Source organism: Pseudoalteromonas sp. Isolate6 (assembly GCF_022398435.1).
Taxonomy (GTDB): Bacteria; Pseudomonadota; Gammaproteobacteria; order Enterobacterales; family Alteromonadaceae; genus Pseudoalteromonas; species Pseudoalteromonas galatheae.
The window spans coordinates 1-24,151 of record NZ_JAKEVK010000056.1 but is presented as its reverse complement, the minus strand read 5'-3'; the positions used below and the strand labels follow the sequence as shown (position 1 = coordinate 24,151).

21 protein-coding genes and 1 pseudogene are annotated in these 24,151 nt (G+C 42.1%); 16 read left to right on the top strand and 6 right to left on the bottom strand.

Going from position 1 to position 24,151, the window contains the following annotated elements; translation table 11 throughout:
* Positions 1-75: 75 nt before the first annotated feature.
* Both L1D50_RS10270 and L1D50_RS10265 read right to left on the bottom strand, forming a co-directional pair.
* On the bottom strand, positions 76-522 hold the full coding sequence (locus L1D50_RS10270) for a DUF3010 family protein (RefSeq protein ID WP_128728207.1): 447 nt from the start codon (positions 520-522) through the stop codon (positions 76-78).
* A 34-nt stretch (positions 523-556) separates the two neighbouring features.
* Positions 557-1,549, bottom strand: a complete 993-nt coding sequence (locus L1D50_RS10265; RefSeq protein WP_239965997.1) for an endonuclease/exonuclease/phosphatase family protein — start codon at positions 1,547-1,549, stop codon at positions 557-559.
* A gap of 229 nt (positions 1,550-1,778) precedes the next feature.
* Here L1D50_RS10265 and thrS point away from each other — a divergent pair, with 229 nt between their 5' ends.
* From thrS to rplT, 4 genes are all read left to right on the top strand, one after another.
* The gene (thrS, locus tag L1D50_RS10260) at positions 1,779-3,689 is read left to right on the top strand and encodes a threonine--tRNA ligase (protein WP_138580700.1); all 1,911 of its coding nucleotides are present in this window, start codon (positions 1,779-1,781) and stop codon (positions 3,687-3,689) included.
* 56 nt (positions 3,690-3,745) lie between these two features.
* The gene (gene infC / locus L1D50_RS10255; RefSeq protein WP_128728403.1) at positions 3,746-4,309 is read left to right on the top strand and encodes a translation initiation factor IF-3; all 564 of its coding nucleotides are present in this window, start codon (positions 3,746-3,748) and stop codon (positions 4,307-4,309) included.
* A gap of 181 nt (positions 4,310-4,490) precedes the next feature.
* A complete protein-coding gene (gene rpmI / locus L1D50_RS10250) occupies positions 4,491-4,691 on the top strand; it encodes a 50S ribosomal protein L35 (RefSeq protein ID WP_010604868.1) in 201 nt (66 codons plus the stop codon).
* 15 nt (positions 4,692-4,706) lie between these two features.
* Positions 4,707-5,066 (top strand): 50S ribosomal protein L20, encoded by a 360-nt coding sequence (rplT, locus tag L1D50_RS10245; protein WP_010376973.1) that lies wholly within the window; start codon positions 4,707-4,709, stop codon positions 5,064-5,066.
* Positions 5,067-5,161: 95 nt separating this feature from the next.
* On the opposite strand, the gene L1D50_RS10240 is transcribed toward rplT, so the two are convergent.
* Positions 5,162-5,995 (bottom strand): SDR family oxidoreductase, encoded by an 834-nt coding sequence (locus tag L1D50_RS10240; RefSeq protein WP_128728204.1) that lies wholly within the window; start codon positions 5,993-5,995, stop codon positions 5,162-5,164.
* A gap of 126 nt (positions 5,996-6,121) precedes the next feature.
* On the opposite strand from L1D50_RS10240, the gene L1D50_RS10235 reads away from it, so the two are divergent.
* The 6 genes from L1D50_RS10235 (at position 6,122) to L1D50_RS10210 (ending at position 12,950) form a co-directional block, all read left to right on the top strand.
* On the top strand, positions 6,122-7,909 hold the full coding sequence (locus L1D50_RS10235) for a M14 family metallopeptidase (RefSeq protein WP_193554587.1): 1,788 nt from the start codon (positions 6,122-6,124) through the stop codon (positions 7,907-7,909).
* Positions 7,910-7,911: 2 nt separating this feature from the next.
* Positions 7,912-8,553: an MBL fold metallo-hydrolase gene (locus L1D50_RS10230; RefSeq protein ID WP_128728202.1), complete on the top strand. Its 642-nt coding sequence runs from the start codon at positions 7,912-7,914 to the stop codon at positions 8,551-8,553.
* A 110-nt stretch (positions 8,554-8,663) separates the two neighbouring features.
* Positions 8,664-9,122 carry an Lrp/AsnC family transcriptional regulator gene (locus tag L1D50_RS10225; protein WP_010376979.1) on the top strand — a complete coding sequence of 153 codons (459 nt, stop codon included), beginning with the start codon at positions 8,664-8,666 and terminating at the stop codon, positions 9,120-9,122.
* 203 nt (positions 9,123-9,325) lie between these two features.
* Positions 9,326-10,882 carry a SulP family inorganic anion transporter gene (locus L1D50_RS10220; RefSeq protein WP_128728201.1) on the top strand — a complete coding sequence of 519 codons (1,557 nt, stop codon included), beginning with the start codon at positions 9,326-9,328 and terminating at the stop codon, positions 10,880-10,882.
* A gap of 173 nt (positions 10,883-11,055) precedes the next feature.
* On the top strand, positions 11,056-12,126 hold the full coding sequence (locus tag L1D50_RS10215) for a histidine kinase (RefSeq protein WP_128728402.1): 1,071 nt from the start codon (positions 11,056-11,058) through the stop codon (positions 12,124-12,126).
* Positions 12,126-12,950 carry a LytTR family DNA-binding domain-containing protein gene (locus tag L1D50_RS10210; protein ID WP_010376983.1) on the top strand — a complete coding sequence of 275 codons (825 nt, stop codon included), beginning with the start codon at positions 12,126-12,128 and terminating at the stop codon, positions 12,948-12,950. The genes L1D50_RS10215 and L1D50_RS10210 overlap by 1 nt, the downstream gene beginning before the upstream one ends.
* A gap of 148 nt (positions 12,951-13,098) precedes the next feature.
* Here L1D50_RS10210 and pyk read toward each other — a convergent pair whose 3' ends face one another.
* On the bottom strand, positions 13,099-14,532 hold the full coding sequence (pyk, locus tag L1D50_RS10205) for a pyruvate kinase (RefSeq protein ID WP_128728200.1): 1,434 nt from the start codon (positions 14,530-14,532) through the stop codon (positions 13,099-13,101).
* Positions 14,533-14,973: 441 nt separating this feature from the next.
* Between pyk and gndA the strand changes: the two genes are divergently transcribed.
* Positions 14,974-16,347 carry an NADP-dependent phosphogluconate dehydrogenase gene (gene gndA, locus L1D50_RS10200; RefSeq protein ID WP_138522196.1) on the top strand — a complete coding sequence of 458 codons (1,374 nt, stop codon included), beginning with the start codon at positions 14,974-14,976 and terminating at the stop codon, positions 16,345-16,347.
* Between the two features lie 73 nt (positions 16,348-16,420).
* On the opposite strand, the gene ansA is transcribed toward gndA, so the two are convergent.
* Entirely contained in the window at positions 16,421-17,431 is a 1,011-nt protein-coding gene (gene ansA / locus L1D50_RS10195; RefSeq protein ID WP_128728198.1) for an asparaginase, read from the bottom strand.
* Between the two features lie 71 nt (positions 17,432-17,502).
* Positions 17,503-19,383 carry a signal peptide peptidase SppA gene (sppA, locus tag L1D50_RS10190; RefSeq protein ID WP_239965996.1) on the bottom strand — a complete coding sequence of 627 codons (1,881 nt, stop codon included), beginning with the start codon at positions 19,381-19,383 and terminating at the stop codon, positions 17,503-17,505.
* Positions 19,384-19,595: 212 nt separating this feature from the next.
* Between sppA and L1D50_RS10185 the strand changes: the two genes are divergently transcribed.
* The 5 genes and pseudogenes from L1D50_RS10185 to L1D50_RS10165 all read left to right on the top strand — a co-directional run.
* A complete protein-coding gene (locus L1D50_RS10185; RefSeq protein WP_239965995.1) occupies positions 19,596-21,557 on the top strand; it encodes an NADPH-dependent 2,4-dienoyl-CoA reductase in 1,962 nt (653 codons plus the stop codon).
* A 63-nt stretch (positions 21,558-21,620) separates the two neighbouring features.
* Entirely contained in the window at positions 21,621-22,328 is a 708-nt protein-coding gene (locus L1D50_RS10180) for a DoxX family protein (protein WP_239965994.1), read from the top strand.
* A gap of 184 nt (positions 22,329-22,512) precedes the next feature.
* A complete protein-coding gene (locus tag L1D50_RS10175) occupies positions 22,513-23,061 on the top strand; it encodes an NAD(P)H nitroreductase (RefSeq protein WP_239965993.1) in 549 nt (182 codons plus the stop codon).
* 12 nt (positions 23,062-23,073) lie between these two features.
* Positions 23,074-23,706, top strand: coding sequence for a uracil phosphoribosyltransferase (gene upp, locus L1D50_RS10170; protein ID WP_017217310.1), 633 nt, complete (start codon positions 23,074-23,076; stop codon positions 23,704-23,706).
* A 126-nt stretch (positions 23,707-23,832) separates the two neighbouring features.
* A pseudogene (locus L1D50_RS10165) lies at positions 23,833-24,151 on the top strand (peptidase M1); the annotation flags it as partial.

Genomic DNA, 24,151 nt, shown 5'->3' with positions numbered 1-24,151 from the left:
ATTATTTACATAGTGGAGAGAAGTTGAAGCTAATAAAAAGGCCAGTAGCTAAGTAGCTGCTGGCCCTTGATATGATTATTCTTCTTTGCCGTATGTTTTACGAAGAATGTAAACATAGGCATTAATGAAAGCTTGCTCTTGAAACTTTTTCAACCCAGTGTCTTCAAAGTCAACAGGAATTGGGTTTCTTTTTAATTGCTCTTTAACTTCAGTACCAGATAGTAACTGCACGTCCACGCCTGAAATTAACTGGATTGCAGCTTCCATTTTAAAACCTGCCGCACTACCTGCGAACTTACCTTTGTGTGGGCGCTGACGAATGGCGATAGAATCTACGCCGTAATCTTCTACTAGTTTTGCAAAGTCGAATTGGAACTTGCGCATTTCATCAAGTTCTGTCCCTTGGTTACTTAACGTAAAGCGGCGCTGACGAATGTCTCTGATATCAAAAACATCATCTTCTTTCGTTAGCATACAAAGCAGAGCTTCGCTGCCTGAAATTTCAACCCCAAGTGTTCTCATTTTCGTGTCCAGATTATGCAAAAATTGAATTATCTCACAGTGTTATTTCTATTGCTATCGCTGCATGGTCAGAATAGCAAATATCTTCGTCCATACGCTTTGGATCAAGGTGAGCATCGTAACTGTAGTAATGTAACGACTTCACCCTAGGCGTTTCTCGGTTGGGATTGAATTCTTTTGAACAAAGAATGTAATCAAGTACATTACCCTCACCTTGATAGTAATGACTGGCGGGCTTTTCTTTGTGGTTGTTGTCGGCATAAAGAAAACTGTCGAACAACCCGACACTGTCAAAGCCATTACTGGCAAGTACGGGTGGAAAGGCTTGCGTCATAAAAGATAGTGCCGGGCTGTCTAACGCATCATTGAAGTCGCCCATCACCAACGTTGCAGCCTGTTTCTCTCTTTGTGTCTTTAATGCATCGTAATAAATGATGGAAGCTTCGAGTGAACGTGAGATCTGCGACTGCATCGTACCTACGGTTTCGTGAAGCAATGTAAGTAGCGGATCGTCTTGATTGGAATCTCCTAGCATGTGGGCCATTGAATGCACGCGTTGAGACTTAAAGTGGACGGCATAACACGCCAGTAACCCAAAGCCTGGAATATCGAACTTACATTTTATCGGGGTACGATTGAATTTAAATTGATGTTGATTATTAAGGTATTCGAGTAATTCGGGGCAGGGCTCTAACGGTGCAAAAGATTTAAATGGTAGCTTTGATGCGATAGCGACTACTGGTTTAAACAGTACTGATGGATATACGTGATCAGGACTTGGCGCATCGACAGTGGCAAAGTGAACAAGGCCCAAGTCTTCGCACAGCATCTGTAAGCTATCAGGAGAGAAGACCTCTTGAAACACAATGACATCGGGGTTTATATACTGAATGAGTCCCGTGATGAACTGAGTTTTGGTTTGCCACTGTGTTTCATTATAGTGCTCATGAAGCTGATAAAAGGAATAAGGTGGTGCTGCAAAATTTAGTAGATTAAAGGTTGCAAACCGATAACGCTTTTTGGCCACGAATAATCCCAAAATAGTTTTTGTAAATTAATAGATTAATTTTAGCTCTAGGCTTGCACTTAGCCAAGTAACACGCGAGAATAGTGGCTCTTATTCGGAAGTCCTCGGATGAGCCGCGATAATTCGCGCAAGACAATGCTTATTCGTAAAAGCGTTGATAGGCACACTTTAAAATTAATTAAATACATGTGATGCATTGTAGGTGTCACCACTGTAAATAGGATTTATCATGCCAGTTATTACTCTCCCTGACGGCAGTCAGCGTATTTTTGAAAACCCTGTCACTACTTTAGAAGTCGCTCAAGACATCGGTCCTGGCCTTGCGAAAGCAACGATTGCTGGCCGTGTAAATGGCGTTCGTGTTGACGCTTGTGACCTCATCGAAAATGATTCAGCACTTGAAATCATCACTGCAAAAGACGACGACGGTCTTGAGATTATTCGTCACTCGTGTGCGCACTTGATTGGTCACGCTGTAAAACAATTGTTCCCAGAAGCTAAAATGGCGATTGGTCCTACCATCGACAACGGTTTTTATTACGATGTTGACCTAGAGCATTCGCTTACTCAAGAAGACCTTGAAGCGATTGAAAAGCGTATGTTGGAGTTGGCAAAGACCGACTACGATGTAGTAAAGAAAAAGGTGAGCTGGCAAGAAGCGCGCGATGCATTTGAAGCACGCGGTGAAACCTATAAGATGGAAATCTTGGACGAGAATATCGCGAAAGATGATCGCCCAGGTTTATATCACCACGAAGAATATGTTGATATGTGTCGTGGTCCGCACGTACCAAATATGAAGTTCTGTCACCACTTTAAGATTATGAAAGTGGCAGGTGCATACTGGCGCGGTAACTCAGAAAATAAGATGTTACAGCGTATCTACGGTACAGCTTGGGCTGACAAGAAGCAGCTAAAGGCTTACCTTAAGCGTTTAGAAGAAGCTGAAAAGCGCGATCACCGCAAAATTGGTAAAGCACTCGATCTGTGGCACTGGCAAGAAGAAGCACCAGGCATGGTATTCTGGCATAATGATGGCTGGAGCATTTATCGCGAGCTTGAAGATTTTGTTCGTGAAAAACTACGCGAATATCAGTACGAAGAAGTAAAAGGTCCGTTGATGATGGACCGTGGCTTGTGGGAAAAATCAGGCCACTGGGATAAGTATTCAGATGCCATGTTCACGACTGAGTCAGAGAAACGTGAGTATGCTATTAAACCAATGAACTGCCCGGGCCACGTGCAGATCTTTAACCAAGGTCTAAAGTCATACCGAGATTTGCCATTACGTATGGCTGAGTTTGGTTGTTGTCACCGGAATGAACCATCAGGCGCATTACATGGCTTGATGCGCGTTCGTGGCTTTACTCAAGATGATGCGCATATCTTCTGTACAGAAGAGCAAATCATGGATGAAGTATCTGCGTGTATCAAAATGGTATACGACACATACTCGACATTTGGCTTTGAAAAGATTGTTGTAAAGCTTTCTACTCGTCCAGAAAAGCGCATTGGTGAAGACGAAATGTGGGACAAAGCGGAAGAAGCATTGGCCGAAGCGTTGAAAGTCAACAACATTGAGTTTGAATATCTGCCGGGTGAAGGGGCGTTTTATGGTCCTAAAATTGAATTTACGCTATACGATTGTTTAGAACGTGCGTGGCAATGTGGTACAGTGCAGTTAGACTTCGCATTACCTGGTCGTTTAGGTGCAACTTATGTTGCGGAAAATAACGAGCGTAAAACGCCGGTTATGATCCACCGTGCTATTCTGGGTTCACTAGAGCGCTTTATTGGTATCCTAACGGAAGAATATGCTGGTCAATTCCCAACTTGGCTTGCGCCGAAACAAGTTGTGATCATGAATATCACGGATAAACAAGCGGATTATGTCCACGAAGTTGTACAAAAGTTGAATAAACTTGGAATAAGAGCTTGTGCCGACTTGAGAAATGAGAAGATTGGTTTTAAAATCCGCGAGCATACTTTAAAACGTATACCTTATTTGCTAGTGGTGGGTGATAAAGAAGTCGAGCAACAAGAAGTTGCAGTAAGAACCCGTACTGGTGAAGATTTAGGTAAATTCTCGATTGATGATTTCATCGCGAAAGTTAGCGAAGAGATTAAAAATCGACTATAAATATAAACTTGCGTGTACTTCACTTTTTCTGGTGCACGCAATTACTTTTGAATTTTTTGGAGGAACGTACCATTAGAGGCGGCAAAAAAGGGCAAAATAACGCTCAGAAAAATCGTATTAACGAAGAGATTACAGCGAAAGAGGTTCGCTTAATTGACGCTGAAGGCGAGCAAGCTGGCATTGTCTCAACAAGAGACGCACAAAACATGGCGGACGAAGCAGGTCTAGATCTAGTTGAGATCAGTCCAAATGCTGAACCACCAGTTTGTAAAGTGATGGACTACGGTAAGTTCCTTTTTGAAAAAGCAAAAATCCAAAAAGAACAAAAGAAAAAGCAAAAGCAAATTCAGGTTAAGGAAGTTAAATTCCGTCCTGGTACTGATATTGGTGATTACCAAGTCAAGCTACGTAGCCTTCGCAAGTTTCTTGAGGGTGGCGATAAAGCTAAAGTCACAATTCGCTTCCGCGGTCGTGAGATGGCGCACCAAGAGATTGGTATTGATCTACTAGAACGTATCAAGACTGAATTGGAAGATATCGCATCAGTTGAGTCTTTCCCGAAAAAAGTAGAAGGTCGTCAGATGATAATGATGATGGCACCTATTGCTAAAAAGTCTTAATCTCGGCATAATACGCATCGAATTTAACGCAGGTCTCAAGTGCTAACGCCACCTGCGTTATCCGGTCTTAAAGTAAGGTATTGATCCTTCACCGGTTTTAGGTAGTAAGCTAGGCCTACAAGTGAGTTTATCTCCGCCTACTTACATTGTGTTAAAGCAATATCATTCGGAGTTATTGCAAATGGCTTATAAGCTAAAATCACACAGAGGTGCTGCTAAGCGCTTCAAAAAGACTGCTTCTGGCGGTTACAAGCGTAAACAGTCGCATCTTCGTCACATTCTGACTAAGAAATCTTCAAAGCGTAAATTACACCTTCGTGCTAAGTCTATGGTTCATAAGAATGACCTAGGCCTAATCGATCGTATGTTACCATTCGCTTAATAGAGGATATCAGAAATGGCAAGAGTTAAACGCGGCGTAGTTGCACGTGCACGTCACAAAAAAGTATTAAAGCAAGCTAAAGGTTACTATGGAGCGCGTTCACGCGTTTACCGCGTAGCTTTCCAAGCGGTAACTAAAGCTGGTCAATATGCTTACCGTGACCGTCGTGCTAAGAAACGTACTTTCCGTCAACTATGGATTGCTCGTATCAACGCAGCTGCACGTCAAAATGGTCTTTCTTACAGCCGTTTCATCAATGGCCTTAAAAAGTCATCGATTGAAATCGATCGTAAGATCCTAGCTGATATCGCAGTATACGACCAAGTAGCTTTCGCAGCACTAGTTGCTAAAGCAAAAGATGGTCTAGCTGCTTAATAAGCGGAACTAGAATTAGTCTTAGGACTAAAGCTGGTATTGAAAAGGAGCCTTTGGCTCCTTTTTTAGTTTTGTATTCGTTATAAATTCTAACGTTAGCGGTTTTTTATTAAGATTTTATCCAGCATCTTACTACTCAATATTCGTTTTAAGTATCCCATCAAATAGGTCGGAAACGTAACGTAATATCTCGGCTTTGCAATCTTCGCACTCAGTGCGTGTTGCAGCGCTTTATAAACAGCTTCTGGTCCTAAGGTAAATTTTTGCGGTGCTTCTTCTGAGCCTAAGCGGTTAAGCTGCGCTTGATATGCTTTGTGATGTACACTATTTTCGTGATCGATATTCGTTAAAAAGGCCAGTTTCGCGTTTTCTCTAAACTTAGATACGATTGGACCTGGCTCGATTAGACTAACTTGAATATTGCTACCGGAAAGCTCCATGCGCAGGGTATCGGTAAGTCCTTCAAGTGCAAACTTACTCGCGTTATAGGCGCCACGATATGGTAGGGCGACCAATCCTAACACGGATGAGTTATGAATAATGCGGCCAGCGCCTTGCTTACGCATTTGCTCAACTGCAAGACAGGTGAGCGTATGCCAGCCGAAAAAGTTAACTTCAAATTGTTGCCGTAACACGTCTGTAGGCAAGTCTTCTACCGCGCCTGGTTGCCCATAGGCTCCGTTATTAAATAGCGCGTCTAGCTGACCATTTGCGACAGTCAAAGCTTGGTTAAAACCATCTCTTATACTTTGCTCACATGCTAAATCTAACAAAATACATTGGATGTCTGTGCCTTCAAATATATTCAAGTCTTTTGCATTTCTAACCGAAGCAATGACTTGATATCCTGCTTTTGACAATTGCACTGCGCAGTAATAACCGATCCCGCTAGAACAACCAGTGATTAAAATTGATTTTTGTACGCTCATTTGATCCCTAAAGTAATGGTTAACTGCGATTAACTGCAAATTTTTGTTGAATCACCGCACATTGTAAGCTGATATCTAAAATATTGATATAATTGGCGGATAAAAGCAGAGGAATAGAGAAATATGATGAGTTCCAGCATTATTATGCTTACTGCAATGCTAGGTTTAGATGGTCATTTACCTCCTTTGATGGAGTGGCAAGGCAAAAGCGAACAACTATTACAACAACAAGGCCCATTGACGACTGATTTTGAGCTAAGCGGTGCGATAGATTCCCCTAATTATGCAGATACAATGGCGTTTGTTGATCGCCTTGTGGCCGCCAATCCTACCCAATTTAAGCTAGAGACAATTGGATTTAGTAATAGCAACCGTGCAATTAAGATGATTGTTGCTACCGAGCAAGGCGGCAATAAGTCAAACGTTATCAATAATGGCAAGCCAACAATTTTGGTGCAAGCTGGGATTCACGCCGGTGAAATTGATGGTAAAGATGCCATGTTTATGTTGCTTCGCGATGTTGCAACTGGTAAGCGCCGTGATATTTTAACGAAAGTAAATTTACTTTTTATTCCTATCTTAAACGTCGATGGGCATGAGAGGCGCAGTGAGTTTAACCGCATCAATCAACGCGGGCCGACCATTATGGGTTTTAGAACTAATGCCAATAACTTAAACCTTAATCGTGATTACACTAAATTGGATACGCCGGGAGTTAAGGCGGTCATGCAGGTGATTAATGACTATAACCCAGATCTCTATATTGATGTCCATGTAACGGATGGTGCAGACTACCAATATGATGTTACTTATGGTTTTAACCCCAGATTTGCAAGTGAATCTCCAGCGATAGCTGAGGTATTAGAGAGTCAGATTTCGCCACAAATTAATGCAGCGCTAGCCGGCCAAGGGCATATCCCTGGTCCGTTAGTATTTGCAATGGATAAGCGAGATTTTAAAAAAGGCTTAGCGGGCTGGGTGGCAACGCCTCGATTTTCGAATGGTTGGGGAGATTTAAAAGGATTACCAACAATATTGGTAGAAAATCACTCATTGAAGCCCTATAAGCAGCGCGTTCTAGGCACTTATGTGTTTATGGATGGTGTTATCAATGGCCTTTCAAGTAATATTCAGGCACTGCGAGAAGCGGTTCAAAAAGAGGCTGAATTCACACCTAAACAACTGGTTGTTGAACGAAGCTACGCAAAAGAGCCTGACTATATTCAATTCAAAGGCATCAAATACAAGCAGTTTGAAAGTGCATTATCTGGACACCTAGAAGCTAAGTATTTAGGTGAGCCACAAGAGTATGATAAGTTGCCTATTTATTGGCAAAAGGAAGTAAAAACAACGGTTAATGTACCTGAACAATTTTACATTCCACCTACATATCCGGAAGTGGTTGAAAAATTAAAACTGCACGGAGTAGCTGTTTCTAAACTACCAGCCGAGTCGATACTGGAAAAAGTAAGTCAAGCTTCAGTAAAAGACTACCAATTTGCTACTGCTCCTTTTGAAGGACGCTTTAGAGTGAGCGCGACTTTTGACATTAAGGAGCTATCAGATAAAGTGGACTTAAGTGGTTGGTATAAAGTCGCAACAGCGCAAAAATCTGGAGAGTTGGCGACCCACTTATTGCACCCGGCGGCACCAGATTCATTCTTTGCTTGGGGAGATTTTAATACTATCTTCCAACGTACAGAATATGTTGAAAATTATGCACTTGAACCTTTTGCGCGAAAAATGCTAAAACAAAATCCAGCGATGGCCTTGGCTTTTGATAAAAAAATACGTGAGGATAAGCAGTTTGCAAACGATCCAAAGGCGAGAATGGAGTGGCTTTATGCACGAACTCCGTTTTATGATAATGCGTATCTTAAATATCCCATTTTGATGTCGTTTGGAGCAAATTAACAATGCAAGTGTTCACTATTCCCGTTACCCCATTTATGCAAAATTGTCGTGTGATTGTGTGCCCAGAGACACAAACCGCGGCAATTGTAGACCCAGGTGGTGAACCGGAAAAAATTATTTCGCAGTTGAACACATTGGGGTTAGTACCAAGCATGATTCTGCTTACTCATGCGCACCTTGATCATGTGGGTGCGAGTACAGCATTAAGTGAGCATTTTAATATCGAGATAATCGGACCTCACCAAGACGACCAATTTTGGTTGGATGCTTTGCCTATGCAATCGCAAATGTTTGGCTTTCCAAATCATGCTGCTTTTTTACCATCACAGTGGTTAAAAGGTGGTGATAACATATGTTTAGGAAATCTAGAGCTCGAAGTCAGACATTGTCCGGGGCATACTCCGGGGCACGTAGTATTTTATGAGCCAAGTTCAAAGCAGGTCTTAGTGGGCGATGTGTTGTTCAAAGGTTCTGTTGGCCGTACTGACTTTCCAAAAGGCGATGCGACTGAGCTAAAACAGTCTATTGAAGATAAGCTGTTTACTTTGCCCGATGAGGTCATAGTACATTCGGGACATGGTGAAAATACCTCAATTGGCTTCGAAAAGGCGACAAATCCTTTTATGAGTGGCCGATTTGGCTAAATTATAGTGGAAGTGGCATAGTAGTGATGTGCATTTTTACCTACTATGCTTCAGGGAATAACAATCAGCATCGGTTAACTGACTGATGTGCTAATTAAACTAGAATTGATATGTCATTAAACCAAGTAGATCGCCAGATTCTGGCATTGTTACAGCAAGACGCAAGTCTTTCTACCGCAGAAATCGCTGATAAAGTGGGGCTATCTCAGTCACCTTGTTGGCGTCGCATCGCTAAATTAGAGCAAGATGGCTACATTAAAGGCAAAGTTGCATTGCTAGATGAGAAAAAGCTCGGGTTTGATATGTTGGTTTATGCGCATGTTAGACTCTCAAATCATGGCCGTAACAATCTCGCTGAATTTGAAAAACTGATCCTAAGCTATGATGAAGTGACAGAATGTTACTCTATGGCAGGTACAATGGACTTTATGCTGCGTATTATTTCGAAAGGCATTGAAGGCTATGAGCAATTTGTTCGCGACAACTTACTTAATTTAGAGTTCGTTCAAGAAGTACACTCAAATGTTACAATGACGTGCGTTAAGCGCAGTACTTCTTTACCTCTTTAATACAACCTGTTGCCCTGCTCCGTTGGGTAGGGCGTCCCGTCATCTTTTCTCCATTGTTCTATACTAAAATAGTGGCTTCTTTACCAAGCCGAGTATAGAAATGAGTTTTCAAAACAAGCTTGTATCTTATTTGTTAAAGGCGCTGCTTTTTGCTAAAATCCGCCGCCTTTGTGTTCATAGTCAATTCACACCAGAGGATATTGATGTTTAATCTTATCAGCAAAGCGCCTAGCTCTGCTAAAAACGATGTACTGTCTGGGCTGACAGTTGCTTTGGCACTTGTGCCAGAGGCTGTGGCTTTCGCTTTTGTCGCACAAGTAGATCCGTTAGTTGGTTTATATGCGGCATTTATTGTCGGTCTTGTGACCTCAATCTTTGGTGGTAGACCGGGTATGATATCCGGCGCAACTGGCGCATTAGCCGTAGTAATGGTGAGTCTCGTCATTGATCATGGTGTTGAGTACCTCTTCGCGACTGTTTTACTTATGGGCTTTTTACAGATCCTAGCAGGTATATTTAGGCTGGGTAAGTTTATCCGCATGGTGCCGCATCCTGTTATGCTAGGCTTTGTGAATGGTTTAGCCATCGTTATCTTTCTTGCACAACTTGGTCAGTTTAAAGTACTTAATGGTGAAGGTGAGTTGACTTGGATGCAAGGAGAAACTCTTTATGTGATGGTGGGTTTGGTAGCATTGACTATGGCCATCATTCACTTTTTGCCGAAGCTAACAACTGCAGTTCCATCTAGCCTTGCGGCAATTTTAGTGGTAACCGGCATTGTTATTGGTTTAGATCTGGATGCTCGTAATGTGCTCGATTATCTGAAAGATATGTCAGGTAACGCAGATGCAACGATTGCCGGTGGTTTTCCTGCTTTCCATATTCCAGAAGTACCTTGGACATTTGAAACATTTAAAATCATTTTCCCGTATGCGCTTATCCTAGCCGCGATTGGTTTGATTGAATCTTTATTAACCCTCACGTTAATCGACGAAATCACCGAAACACGTGGTCACAGTAACCGCGAATGTATTGGCCAAGGCGCAGCGAACGTAACTTGTGGCGTATTCGGTGCGATGGGGGGCTGTGCGATGATTGGGCAATCAATGATCAATATTAATTCTGGTGGTCGTAGCCGTTTGTCAGGTATCACAGCTGCATTATTACTACTTGTATTTATTCTGTTTGCAGCAAGCCTTATCGAGATGATCCCACTTGCTGCGTTAGTCGGTGTGATGTTTATGGTGGTATTAGGAACTTTTGAGTGGTCAAGCTTTAGATTAATTAGAAAGATCCCTAAATCAGATGCTTTTGTAATTGTCTTGGTATCGGGTGTCACCGTTCTCACGGACTTGGCTATAGCGGTTTGCGTTGGTGTCATCGTTTCTGCGCTTGTATTTGCGTGGGAGCATGCGAAACACATATACACTAATAACTATATTGACGAGCAAGGCTCAAAAGTATACGAATTACACGGACCACTATTTTTTGGATCGGTGAAAAATTTTGCCGAACTATTTGATGTTAACAATGACCCGGACGATGTTATTGTTGAGTTTAAACACAGTCGTGTAGCCGATCACAGTGCAATTGAAGCGATAGATGCGTTGGCTGAACGTTATAAAAAGACTGGTAAAACGCTACATCTTCGCCATTTAAGCCATGATTGCAAAGTATTGCTAAGTAAAGCTAAAGATTTAGTTGAACTAGACGGACAAGCAGATCCGACTTATAAAGTGGCATCTGACAAACTAGCTTAATAGCGATAGTTTGAATCGATGAATATAAATTAACGGGTTAATTTATTTCAAAAAAAGGCACTAAGGTGCCTTTTTTATTTGCGGCAAGGTGTGTAAAAACTGAGACCACCGGCAGTGAATAGAGACGACATGCTGAGATATAATCCAGTTAAGATAGAAGAGGTATGATCATTTTGAAGTGGCAATCACTGGTTGATAACAGGCAGAGATTTTTCTGGGTATTACAAATAGCTGGTTGGTTAGGCTACGCGTTAGTTAACTATATTGGCTCAAAAGTCTTTGAAATGCGTGACATTTATGTATTTGTCATCGCGTTAAATGCCTATGCAGGTTGCTTGATGACCGTACCGCTACGCTACCTCTATCGTAAAATTTGGAATGCAACGCCCTTGGTGTTGATATTCGCTGTGTTTACGGCGTCATATGTTACTGGGACATTATGGGCGGTAGTGCAGAAATTCAATCATTGGGAGATATATCGTCACGGGTATCGGCCGGATGAATGGTTTTATTACTTACAGCAGGGATTAGATTCTGTCTATATTATACTTTGCTGGAGCGGGTTGTATTTTGGTATTAAGTATTATCAGTTGTTGCAGAGCGAGCGTCAAAAGGCATTGAAAGCCAATACTATGGCCCATGAAGCGCAATTAAAAATGTTACGCTATCAGCTAAATCCGCATTTTCTATTCAACACTCTTAATGCAATTTCGACGCTTATATTGGTTGAAGAAAACAAAGATGCGAATCAAATGGTTTCAAGGCTCAGTGATTTCTTGCGTCATACATTAAATACAGATCCGATAAAAAAGGTACCGCTTGAGCAAGAGCTACACGCGTTAAAGTTGTACTTAGAAATTGAGAAAGTCCGTTTTGATGAACGCTTATCCATTGAGCTTGATGTGACAGAAGAAGCAGAGCAGGCGTTAGTACCAAGCTTGATTTTACAGCCACTCATTGAAAATAGTATTAAATACGCAATTGCCCATATAGAGCATGGCGGCAAAATTGAAATAAAAGCGCAGGTGTTTGCCAATGAACTACTCTTGGAAGTAGGAGACAATGGTCCTGGCGCCGAGCTAGAAGATGGGCAACTGAAAAGTGCACAGGGAGTGGGTTTAGCGAATACCAAAGACCGTTTAAAAACCTTGTACGAAAATAACTATTCATTTGTGCTCTCGGATAATGAGCCATCAGGGTTGAAGGTAAACATTCGCGTTCCATATGAAAGGGCGAAGAAGTAATGAGCAAAATTAGAACACTAATCGTAGATGATGAGCCGTTAGCGAGAAAAGGACTAGCGGTAAGATTAAGAGATTTTTCTGAAATCGAAGTTGTAGAATTGTGTGGCAGTGGTCAACAAGCAATCGATCTATGCAAATCTGAGGATATAGATCTGGTCTTTCTCGATATTCAAATGCCGAACATGAACGGTTTTGAAGTAGCGAGAGCGTTAAGTGAAAGTGTTAAACCATTGCCTGCTATCGTATTTGTAACTGCGTTTGATCAATATGCTGTAAAGGCATTTGAGATCCATGCGCTTGATTACATCTTAAAACCCGTTGATGACAACAGATTAAAACAGGCGGTGGAGAAAGTGCAAAGCTATTTAAAAACACAACAAGACAATGCGCATAAGAAAAAGCTAGCCAGCTTTGTTGCAGGGATCACTGGTAACAACTGTGAAGAAATCCTAAAAAAACTTGCAACAGGAGATACAATTGAAGATAAAAAATTCCCAGAGTCTTTAGCGGTAAAAGAGCAGGGTGAGATTATTCGAGTATCTACATCGTCAATTCAGTGGATTGATGCAGCTGGTGACTACATGTGCTTACATTGTAGCGATGGTCAGACTCATATTTTACGTAAAACAATGAAAGATCTAGAGCAAGAATTAGATCCAACGTTATTTGTACGTGTTCATCGCTCTGCAATCGTAAATACTAAGCAGATCAGTAAACTAGTTACACAAAGCAGTGGTGAGTATTTATTGGTGCTTGAGAATGGTCAAGAGCTTAAAGTAAGTCGTAGTTACCGTGACAAAGTAAAGGCCGCACTCGCAAGCTAATCCACTGAAAAAGCGAATACAATCGCGAGCTAAAGTGATTTGCACCGTGTTTAGCCTACGGTGACGTAGTGTATTTTATGTGCTTGTACACTTTAGGATATTCTAAGGAGAGATGAACTAGGCAGCAAGGCTACCTAGTTCAATGCTGTTACACAGTGACGATTTTCAGCGTGTTACTGGCGCCGATAGTTTCCATCTTATCACCGTGTGTGATGATCACTGTGTCGCCTTTTTCTAATGAGCCTGCTGCAACTAGCGTATCAAGCGCTTCGCGAACAGTTGAGTCGTCTGAGCATTGTGTCGAGTCAAATCTCACTGGATAAACACCGCGATAGAGCGACGCCTGCCCAAGTGTTGATTGATGACGAGACAGTGCGTAAATAGGTAACCCTGAACTGATACGGGACATTAATTTTGCGGTGTTACCTGATTCAGTTAGCGCAACAATCGCTTTTACTGAGTCCAAATGGTTTGCTGCGTACATTGCTGACAAGGCAATAGTTTCACAGGTATCAGCAAAACGGCTGTCTAAGCGATGTTTAGATATATGGATCTGCGGTTGAGACTCAGCACCTAAACACACACGTGCCATTGCTGCCACAGTTTGCTCTGGATAATCACCAGCAGCGGTTTCTGCTGAAAGCATTACCGCATCTGTGCCATCTAGCACTGCGTTGGCGACATCCATAACTTCAGCACGAGTTGGCATTGGGTTGTCAATCATTGACTCCATCATTTGGGTGGCAGTGATCACCGTACGATTTAGTGAGCGAGCACGGCTGATAATTTGCTTCTGTTTACCAACAAGAGCGGCATCGCCAATTTCTACGCCTAAATCACCACGGGCAACCATCACCGCATCAGAAGCCAGTACAATATCGTCAATCGCTTCTACGGTTTCCACCGCTTCTGCACGTTCGATTTTTGCAAGTAACTGCGCATTAGACCCCGCTTTTTCTGCCAGCCCCCTAACGTAGCGCATGTCGTCACCACTGCGAGGGAACGAAACTGCAATATAGTCCACGCCAATTTCTGTCGCTGTGATCAAATCTTCTCTGTCTTTGTCAGTAAATGCAGGTGCTGTTAAGCCACCGCCTAAACGGTTGATCCCTTTATTGTTCGACAATACACCGCCAACTTTAACACTGGTGTGAACCAAGTGATCTTGTACTTCTTCAACAACAAGCTGAATAAGTCCATCGTTTAATAACAGTAAATCGCCTTGCTTCACGTCATTCGGTAATTCTTTATAGTCGATACCCACGGCTTCAACGTGACCTTGGCCTGGTTCCATTTTTGCGTCGAGCGTGAATTTTGCACCCACTTCTAGGAACACTTTGCCTTCTTTAAATGTTGAAACGCGAATTTTAGGACCCTGTAAATCTGCTAGGATCGCTACATTTACGCCTAAGCGTTTAGCAATTTCGCGAACGGCTTCGGCTCTATTTTTATGATCTTGAGCAACACCGTGTGAAAAGTTTAGTCTGACTACGTTGGTGCCGGCACGAATGATTTTTTCTAGGTTGTTATCTCTATCCGTCGCTGGCCCCAGTGTTGCGACGATTTTTGTGCGTCTAAGCATCAGATTCTCCTGTTAGCTTATCAAGGTAAGCAAAAACTCATGAATGTGTTAAAAATAAATCAAGATTGCTGTTTTTTTATACATGTCACATTGTAAAATCACGATTTAACTAATTAGAGCATAAAGAATTATGTAAAACCCTTTTTAACACTCTAATTAAGTTATATGATCTATATGTCATCATTATGACACCGGTGTCAGTGGCCGTCAATCTCGAATATTTTACCCTACAGCTTAGAGGGTAATTTGAGATTTATCATAAAATTGGTGAATTCGCGCCGCTGTCACTATATTGCTATACAGTGAATTGTGTTAGCTGCCATATTTGGGGGCCGCTCTGATATCAGTGAATTGTGTGTCTCGCTGGTCAATCATGGTCGCTCAGGTATAATGCACATACACGAACGCATAAAGTTTTGATGTTACCGAGGAGGAAACTAAATGCAGGTTGCATTAGTTGGTTTGGGTGTGATGGGTAAAAACCTCGCGCTAAATCTAATTGAGAAGGGGATGACCTTAGTCGCTTACGACAAGAACCCCGAAGTAGGTGCGGAATTATTGAGTTGCGCACAGTCGTTAGGTATGGCGGAGCGCTTACACATAGTGTCTGATCTCGGTGATATGATCAGAAGATTAGAGACTCCTCGCTCGATTTTATTACTCGTTCCAGCAGGTGAACTAGTAGATAAAGTTTGTAGCGATTTGGTTGAAGCTGGAGTTGAGAAAGACGATATCATCGTTGACTGTGGTAACAGTAATTACAAAGATGGTATTGCACGCAAATTGAAGTATCAGAATAAATTTGAGTTTGCCACTATGGGGATCTCTGGCGGTGCCGAAGGTGCACGTCATGGTCCCGCAATGATGGCAAGTGGTTCTGAAGGTGGCTGGGAGCGTATCGAGCCTTGGTTCGAAAAGGTTGCTGCGAGCTACAACAATGAATCATGTTTCGCGCGTGTTGGGCAATCTGCCAGCGGTCACTTTGTTAAAATGGTTCACAACGGTATTGAGTATGCATTGATGCAGCTCATTGCAGAGCTTTATCAATTGCTTCGACTTGGTACCGGTCGCTCTCCTAAAGAAGTGGCTGAGATTTTTGAGTCTTGGTCTGAAGGTAAACTAAATAGTTATCTACTTGCAATTTCTAGCCACATTTTAAGTCTTGAAACAGAGCAAGGTGAGTCTTTAGTCGATCTTATCGACAATAAAGTCGGGGCTAAGGGCACTGGCCTTTGGACAGCGCAAAACGCACTAGAGCTTGGAATTGCCGTACCTTCGCTTGTCGCTGCGGTACAAGCTCGCCATCTCACCAATACCATCGATACTCCAGCTGCAAAAGAAATGACGTATGCGAATAAATCAACGCAAACAATTGATGTTGATTTAGACGAATTAAAAGACGCATTCTATTTTGCAAGTTTGCTATGTTACCGCCAAGGTCTTGCACTGATTAAGGGCGCGTCACGAGCACATCAATGGAAAGTTGATCTTAATAAAACGCTACAAACTTGGCGCGCCGGCTGTATTATCCGAGCTGATTACTTAGATGATATCGCTGAAGGTGTTGAATTTATCGATTCACTAGAGAAACCAGCACTTGCGCTACGTAGTATTACAGGTAAAGCAGTGGCGACTGGTTTGTCTTTCCCTGTGCTTGGCGCGACACAAACTTATATTGCAACATTGAGCACGCCAAGCAATGGGCATTTGGTGCAAGCTCAGCGTGATTACTTTGGTGAGCACGGTATAAAGACACACAGTGGTGAAACTTGTCACCTGACTGATCTTGTCGATATCGAAGCAAAAGTTAGATAATAATCGACGTTCGGAGCAGTTCGAGCTGATTGAAAAGCCGTGGCAACGATACCACGGCTTTTTTATTTTACCGCTATCGAGTTAGCTCACCGCGTAGATTGTCTTGCATCAAATGGCGGATTGTTTCAAGCTCAAGTTGCTGGCTAAACAAATAGTGTAGCTTTGTTAAGCACGCTTCTAGTGTCATATCGTAGCCGCTGATCACACCACAGTTTAATAACGCATTTCCTGTCGCGTAGCCGCCCATATTCACTTTTCCTTGAATACATTGGGTGAGGTTGATAATCACCACTCCGCGATCGCTGATTGCTTTAAGCTCAGTTAAAAAGTGCTCGTCTTGTGGTGCGTTACCAACACCGAAGCTCAATAAGATTAATGCTTTCATCTCGCTACGCATTAGATTCTTAAGGATTTCAGTTGAGATCCCTGGATACAAATGCATTACCGCGATAGGTTGAGGTGAGATCTTGGTGACTTGCAAGCTTTGCTCAACGTAAGGGCTTAGCTTCCCTTCGATCAGCTGAATATTGATCCCTGCTTGTGCCAGTGGCGAAAGGTTTGGAGAAGCGAATGCATCGAAGCCATCAGCATGAGCTTTGATTGCTCTGTTACCGCGGTAAAGTTTATTGTTGAAAAACAAACTCACTTCGGCGATAGGGTAGTTAGCAGCCAAATACATCGCGTTTAACAGATTCACTTGACCATCGGAGCGCAGCTGTGACAAAGGAATTTGAGAGCCTGTTACGATCACAGGTTTAGTTAAGTTCTCAAACATGAAGGATAGCGCAGAAGCAGTATAGGCCATTGTATCTGTGCCATGAAGCACCACAAAGCCATCATAGTCGTGATATTTTGATTGAATATCATCTGCGATAAGTTGCCAGTGATGCGGTGACATATCTGATGAATCAATTAACGGGCAATATTCATGAATATCAAATAGCGGCATTTCATCGCGAGTAAACTCAGCATTATTTTTCACCGTATCTGTTAGATATCCTGCAACCGGAACGTAACCGCGACTGGATTGCTTCATACCAATGGTACCACCGGTATAGGCGATATATATTTTTTTTCTTTTCATAAAAAAGCCCAGAATAAAATCTGGGCTTAGTATAACAATTACAGCACCACAATTGCAGTGCTTAATTGATTTCACTCAGGTGAAACGTTACACACTAAGCAAAGCGTATAGACATGGTTAGGATCGTTAAGCTGGCCTAACATTTGAGTTTGTATTTCGATTGTATTACTAACGCTGTCTAGGGCGTTCAGTGCAGTTTTAGCAAAAATAGATTGCTCGGGTACAAAGGCACGAATGGCGCTTTGCACCATTGATGCACCAAATAATTGCTGCATCAGCTTTTCTTGCTCGGTGAGTGTTTGTTCAATAGTGATAACATCATACATCTCTAAATTAGCAAGATTTGCGGCCGCTTCAATGGCATCATTCTTGTTACCTAACTTATCAACTAAGCCAAAATCAAGCGCCTGAGTTGCTAGCCATACACGTCCTTGCGCAACATCATTAACGGCTGATTTATCAAGATTTCGCTCAGTCGCGACCATGGAAATAAACTTATCATAGGCATCTTCAACCCCCATTTGGATAAGGTTTTTATAGCCTCCGTCTATTCCTCTGAATGGGGATTGACCTTTCAATTCGGTTGTCGCAACACCATCAGAGTAAATTCCTAATGAGTTTGCTGCATTTTCAAAGGTCATGATCATGCCAAAGACACCGATGGAGCCCGTAATTGTACTTGGAGAAGCCCAAATTTCATTAGCTGATGCCGCAATCCAATAACCGCCAGAAGCTGCAACTGAACCCATTGATGCTATCACGGGTTTTCCAGCGGCTTTTAATGCAATAACCTCATTACGAATGGTTTCCGAAGCAAACATGCTACCACCGCCAGAGTCAATTCTTAATACAACTGCTTTTACCTTGTCGTTAAGGCGAGCCTTTTTAAGTAATGCAGCTGTTGAATCACCACCGATAGCACCCGCTTTACGCTTGCCATCAGAGATCTGACCTTTAGCAACAACCACTGCGACTTTTTCAGTAAATGGGTTTTCTGCAAACTCTTTAGGCGGCATTGTCGATAGATATTGATTGAACGAGACCTGTTTAAAAGATTTTCCTTTTGCATCGAGACCAACTTCATCGATCAGTTTTTGTGCAAATGCCTGATTGGTCGTTAATGCATCGACCCATTGGTTGTCGATAGCATATTTTGCTGAATCGCCTTGGGCGGCTTCCATTTTATCGGTTAATGCTGCGAAGGTTTCATCAAAATTAGCTGTATCAAAACCGCGGTTTTCGGCGACTTCTGTTTTGTATTGTGTCCAAAGTGGGGTGATCCACCCAAGGTTTGATTCTTTTGCTTCTGGTGACATGTCGCTGCGAATAAAAGGCTCAACAGCTGATTTGTAAGTGCCAACGCGGAAGATATGTTGCGTAACTTTCAGCTTATCAAGGGCTTCTTTGAAGTACAGCGGATACATACCAAACCCAGTGATATTAACTCCCCCATATGGATGTAAAGAAATTTCATCGGCTATCGAGGCGAGATAATATTGAGCTTGAGTGTAATAAGCGCCGTGAGCGTAGATTTTTTTGCCTGCAGCCTTAAACTGCGAGAGCGCGTCTTTAATATCTCGTAATTTGTCGAGATGGGCGCTATGAAGACGTTGTAAATCAAGGTACATCACTGTGATTCGGTCGTCTTTAGCCGCACTATTGATAACATCGATAATATCATCTAATAGAATTTCACTTGGCTCTTCTGAATCGCCAAAGGCGTCACTCATTGCTGCGTCAATAGGATCAACATAAGTCAATTGCTCGACTATGATACCGTTCAGGTTTAAGCGTAATACGCTTTTATTTTCGACCTTAACCTGATCTTCGTCCGATACAATGCTTATCACTATGGCGATAAGAATGAACAAAAACAGCAGATTTAGAATCAATCGCCTGGAAAAGTTCAGTGTGGCCCAAATGCCCTTAAAAATATTCGCTATCAATTTCAAAATGATCCCTTATGCTTAACTTCAATACAACTCTATACGTTTATCATATATCAGAGCGAGTTTCATGAATAATAGAAAAACGTAACGAAGTATTTTCATGATTGAAATATCGCCAATGCTGCCAAATTCGTTAATTTCTTTCTTCTTAACACTTGCCAAATAATAAAAAAACGTTAATGTTCACAGGTAAGACCAGTTTTGTGGGGCGGCAAATGTTAGAACAAGAATTACAACTTAAACATACCAGTTTACGAAATCGCTTGGTAATGGGATCAATGCATACCGGGCTTGAAGAGGGGTGGCATAACCGAAAGCGACTCGCTGCATTTTATGAGGAGCGGGCAAAAGGCGGAGTAGGTCTTATTGTAACCGGAGGCTACAGTCCAAACTTGCGCGGTAAGTTGACACCAATTTCTTCTTCTTTTAACTCGTTATACGATGTAATTAAACATAAAGCATACACTGATGTAGTACATAAGCATGGTGGCAAAATTTGTCTACAGTTACTACATGCAGGGCGCTACGCTTATCATCCATTCAACACCGCACCAAGTGCGATTAAAGCGCCGATTAATCCATATAAACCAAAAGCAATGAGCGTAAGTGCTATTAAAGGCACGATTAAAGACTTTGCTCACTCAGCTAAATTGGCCGAAAAAGCAGGCTACGATGGTGTGGAGATCATGGGCTCAGAGGGTTATTTAATCAATGAGTTTATGGCGGAGCATACCAATAAACGCACCGATGAGTATGGTGGTAGCTTAGAAAACAGAATGCGATTGGCAACAGATATTGTAAAAGCGGTTAGAGCAAAAGTGAGCGATAAGTTCATAATCGTGTTTCGTCTGTCGGTCATGGACTTAATCCCAAATGGCTCAACACCAGAAGAAGTAGTGCTGCAAGCCAAAGCTTTGGTCGCAGCCGGTGTAGATATTCTTAACACCGGAATCGGTTGGCACGAAGCGCGTGTTCCAACAATTGCGTCGATGGTGCCTCCTGGTGCCTATCGTGAAGCGTCACATAGATTAAAACAAGCCGTTGATATACCTGTTGTCGCGGTAAATAGGATTAACACCCCAGATCTTGCTAATGACATTTTAGCTAAAGGAGATGCTGACCTTATTTCTATGGCGCGTCCGTTACTGGCTGATCCTGAATTCTTTAATAAATATCAAGAGCAGCGCTCGGAGCAAATCAATATTTGCATCGGCTGTAATCAGGGTTGTTTAGACCATGTATTTAAGGGCAAACGAGCAACATGTTTGGTGAATCCACAAGCGGGATTTGAATTGGATTATCCACTTCAGAGCGCTCAAAGGAAAAAACAAGTACTCGTTGTTGGCGCAGGACCTGCTGGGTTGTCTGTAAGTCACTATCTCGCCAAAAAAGGCCACCAAGTTAAGTTAATTGATAAAGGTAGTGAATTAGGTGGCCAGTTTAATTTAGCGATGCGAATACCCGGTAAAGAAGACTTCCAACATACGCTTAAATACTATGTCAGCGAAATAAATCGCTTAGGTGTTGAGCTTTGCCTAAATACACCATACGAAGAAACAATGGCAAACGCGTTTGATGATGTGGTATTTGCAACGGGTGTAAGCCCGCGTATGTCGAAAATAGAGTGTGCAGATGGGAAACGTGTGTTTGCCTATGACGAAGTGATTAAAGGTGAAGTAGAACTGGGCAATAAAATTGCCATTTTAGGTGCAGGTGGTATTGGCTTTGACATGGTAGCGTTTTTAACTGAACAGCGAGAACAAACTATTCCTGATTTTAAATCACAGTGGGGAATAGAATGTGAAGCGCAACCATCACAAGAGCAAAGGCCAATTTATATGTTAAAACGCTCTGAAGGACGTTTTGGTAAAGACTTAGGTAAGACTACCGGCTGGATCCACAGAGCCGTTGCAAAACATCACAATGTTCAGCAAATTGCGGAATGCGAATATATAAGCTTTGATAATCAAGGTTTGACTGTGAGAGTGGCAGGTGAAGAACAACTGTTAGATGTAGATACGGTCATTGCTTGTATTGGACAAGTTTCTAACGATAGCTTGTTCGATAAAGAGGCACTTCCTGAGAATCAGCACGTTATCGGTGGGGCCAAATTGGCTGCAGCGATTGATGCTAAGCGAGCGATTGCAGAGGCACTTCAGGTAGCAAGAAAGATCTAACGAAATAATCCAACCCAATCTGCGGTCTATACTGATAATTCAAACATCAACTATGGACCGCATATGTTTACCAACCTACTAAAGCTGTATCGGCAATTACAACATTTATTTCAATATTTTTCTGGTCTTGCACCATTGCTTATGCGACTTATTCTCGCGCCTGTTATGATCATTGCAGGTTATAATAAGTTGAATTTGACCAATCCAGACGCGACATTTTTGCAAAGTCTCCTCGCCGATCCGAATATTGTTGCTTGGTTTGGTAATAGTGAATGGGGTTTAGGTCTGCCTTTTCCTGACTTGCTTGCCTTTCTAGCCGCATGGACGGAGTTTTTAGGTGGTTGGTTAATTTTATTCGGCTTGCTTACACGCTTAGTATCAATTCCGCTCATGGTGACTATGGTTGTTGCTGCCACTACGGTTCATTTGGAACACGGCTGGTTTTCGGTTACACCAACAAATCCTGATACTAGCGCGGCTAAAGTATTAGATTGGCTTGGCTTTGAAGAAGCAAAAGTGAGCTTAAAAAATAGTGTAGATGCAAAGCAGCGTTTGGATTTAATTAAAGAGATTGTCGAAGAAAATGGCAAACCAAGTTATCTATACGAAAAAGGCAATATTGTGATTTTGAACAATGGAATTGAATTTGCAGCTACTTACTTTGTGTTACTGCTATCGCTATTTTTTACCGGTGGTGGACGTTATGTCAGTGTCGATTATTGGTTGAGACTACTTTTAGAAAGAAAACAACGTGATTTAGTCCCCGTATAAAAAATAGGTTATAGCAAGGATGCAACCATAAACCGTGATGTTGCGTGGTCGAATTTAAGGTAAAATGGTAGACTGTCACCATGTAACGGCAATTTGCTTAATTAGATAGCCTATTTCGAGGCAAGTATTAAGTTAAATTAGTATAATTCACGGCCATTTTGAAGGCACAACACGGGACGAGTTAATGGACGCCATAGAATTACTCTTAACACGCCAGTCAGATAGCAACCTGTCTTTTCCTGGACCTAATCCAGCTCAGTTAGAAATCATTAAAAAAGCGGCACTAAAAGTGCCAGATCATGGTGGCTTAACACCGTTTAGATTTATTACAGTAGAAGAAAAAGGCCGCGAAAAGCTAGGTGAAATCTACTATCAAGCGGCGGTGAAAGAGCAACAAGAGCAACGGGTAATAGATAGAGCGAGACAATTGCCAGAGCGCGCGCCAATGTTGATCATCGCAATATCTCCTTATCAAGAACATCCAAAAGTGCCTCGTATTGAGCAAATTCAAAGTGCCGGTTGTAGTGTACTTGCTATGCAGCAAGCCGCTTTTGCACAGGGGTTGTCTGGTGTGTGGCGAACGGGCTACTTTGCTCAGAGTCCAGAAGTGAAAAAGCAACTTGGTCTCGATGAAAAAGATGAAATCGTTGGCTATCTTTATTTAGGCACGCCTACAGTACAGTGTACTAAGCCTACAAGGCACAAACCTGAAGATTTCTTTAGCAGTTTATAAGGATACGTAGTCATGGCATTACATGTAATTGATCACCCGTTAGTTCAGCATAAACTTGGGCTGTTACGCGAGCAGGGCATATCAACTAAAAACTTTCGCGAAATTGTCTCGGAAGTTGGCAACTTACTCACTTACGAAGCAACAAAAGATTTGACGTTGAGCGATCAGGTCATCTCCGCTTGGGACGGTAACGAATTAACAGTTAAAAGGCTGACGGGCAAAAAGATCACCTTGGTGCCAATTTTAAGAGCTGGTTTGGGAATGCTAGATGGTATATTGCAGTTGATCCCAGCGGCTAAAGTGAGTGTTGTGGGTTTACAGCGTAACGAAGAAACGCTTGAGCCTGTGCCTTATTTCGAGAAATTGGTGGGAAATATTGATGCCAGACTTGCTTTGGTTATTGATCCAATGCTTGCGACTGGTGGCTCACTGATCGCTACTATCGACATGCTAAAAAAAGCAGGTTCAAAAGAGATCAGGGCGATTGTGCTTGTGGCAGCGCCAGAAGGAGTAAAACTGGTGGAAGAAGCACATCCTGATGTTGAAATTTATACCGCTTCACTGGATAGTCATCTAAATGAAAAAGGATATATTGTGCCAGGTCTAGGCGACGCCGGTGACAAAATATTTGGTACGAGAGCCTAAACAGTTATAGTGATTAACAGGTTTTGGTTTTTTGATCTAAAACAATGATACAAAAAAATATCGTAGTAAAAATACGTCTTCCGCTCTATTTTTGTTAAAACAACAAAATAATATTAAGGATAGACCATGTATTTGCTACGTATTTTTTTGTGGCTAAGCTGCATTTCTGTTTCAGCAAACGAGCTCTCCAGTATTAAAAAAATAGAAATATTTGCAACCAACTATCATCTCGATCTCAACATACATACACAAACAAGCCGTTTATCTGGCAGCGCAACGATAACGGTTAAAAACCAAGGAACAACACCAACTAGCGTAATCCCATTAAGACTTTATCGCTTGCTTAGTGTTGTCGATATCACTTCGGAAGCGGGTAAGTCCCTCAACTATACACAGGGAGTAGTAAGTAATATTGATGACTCACTATTTCAGTCTAATTATATTA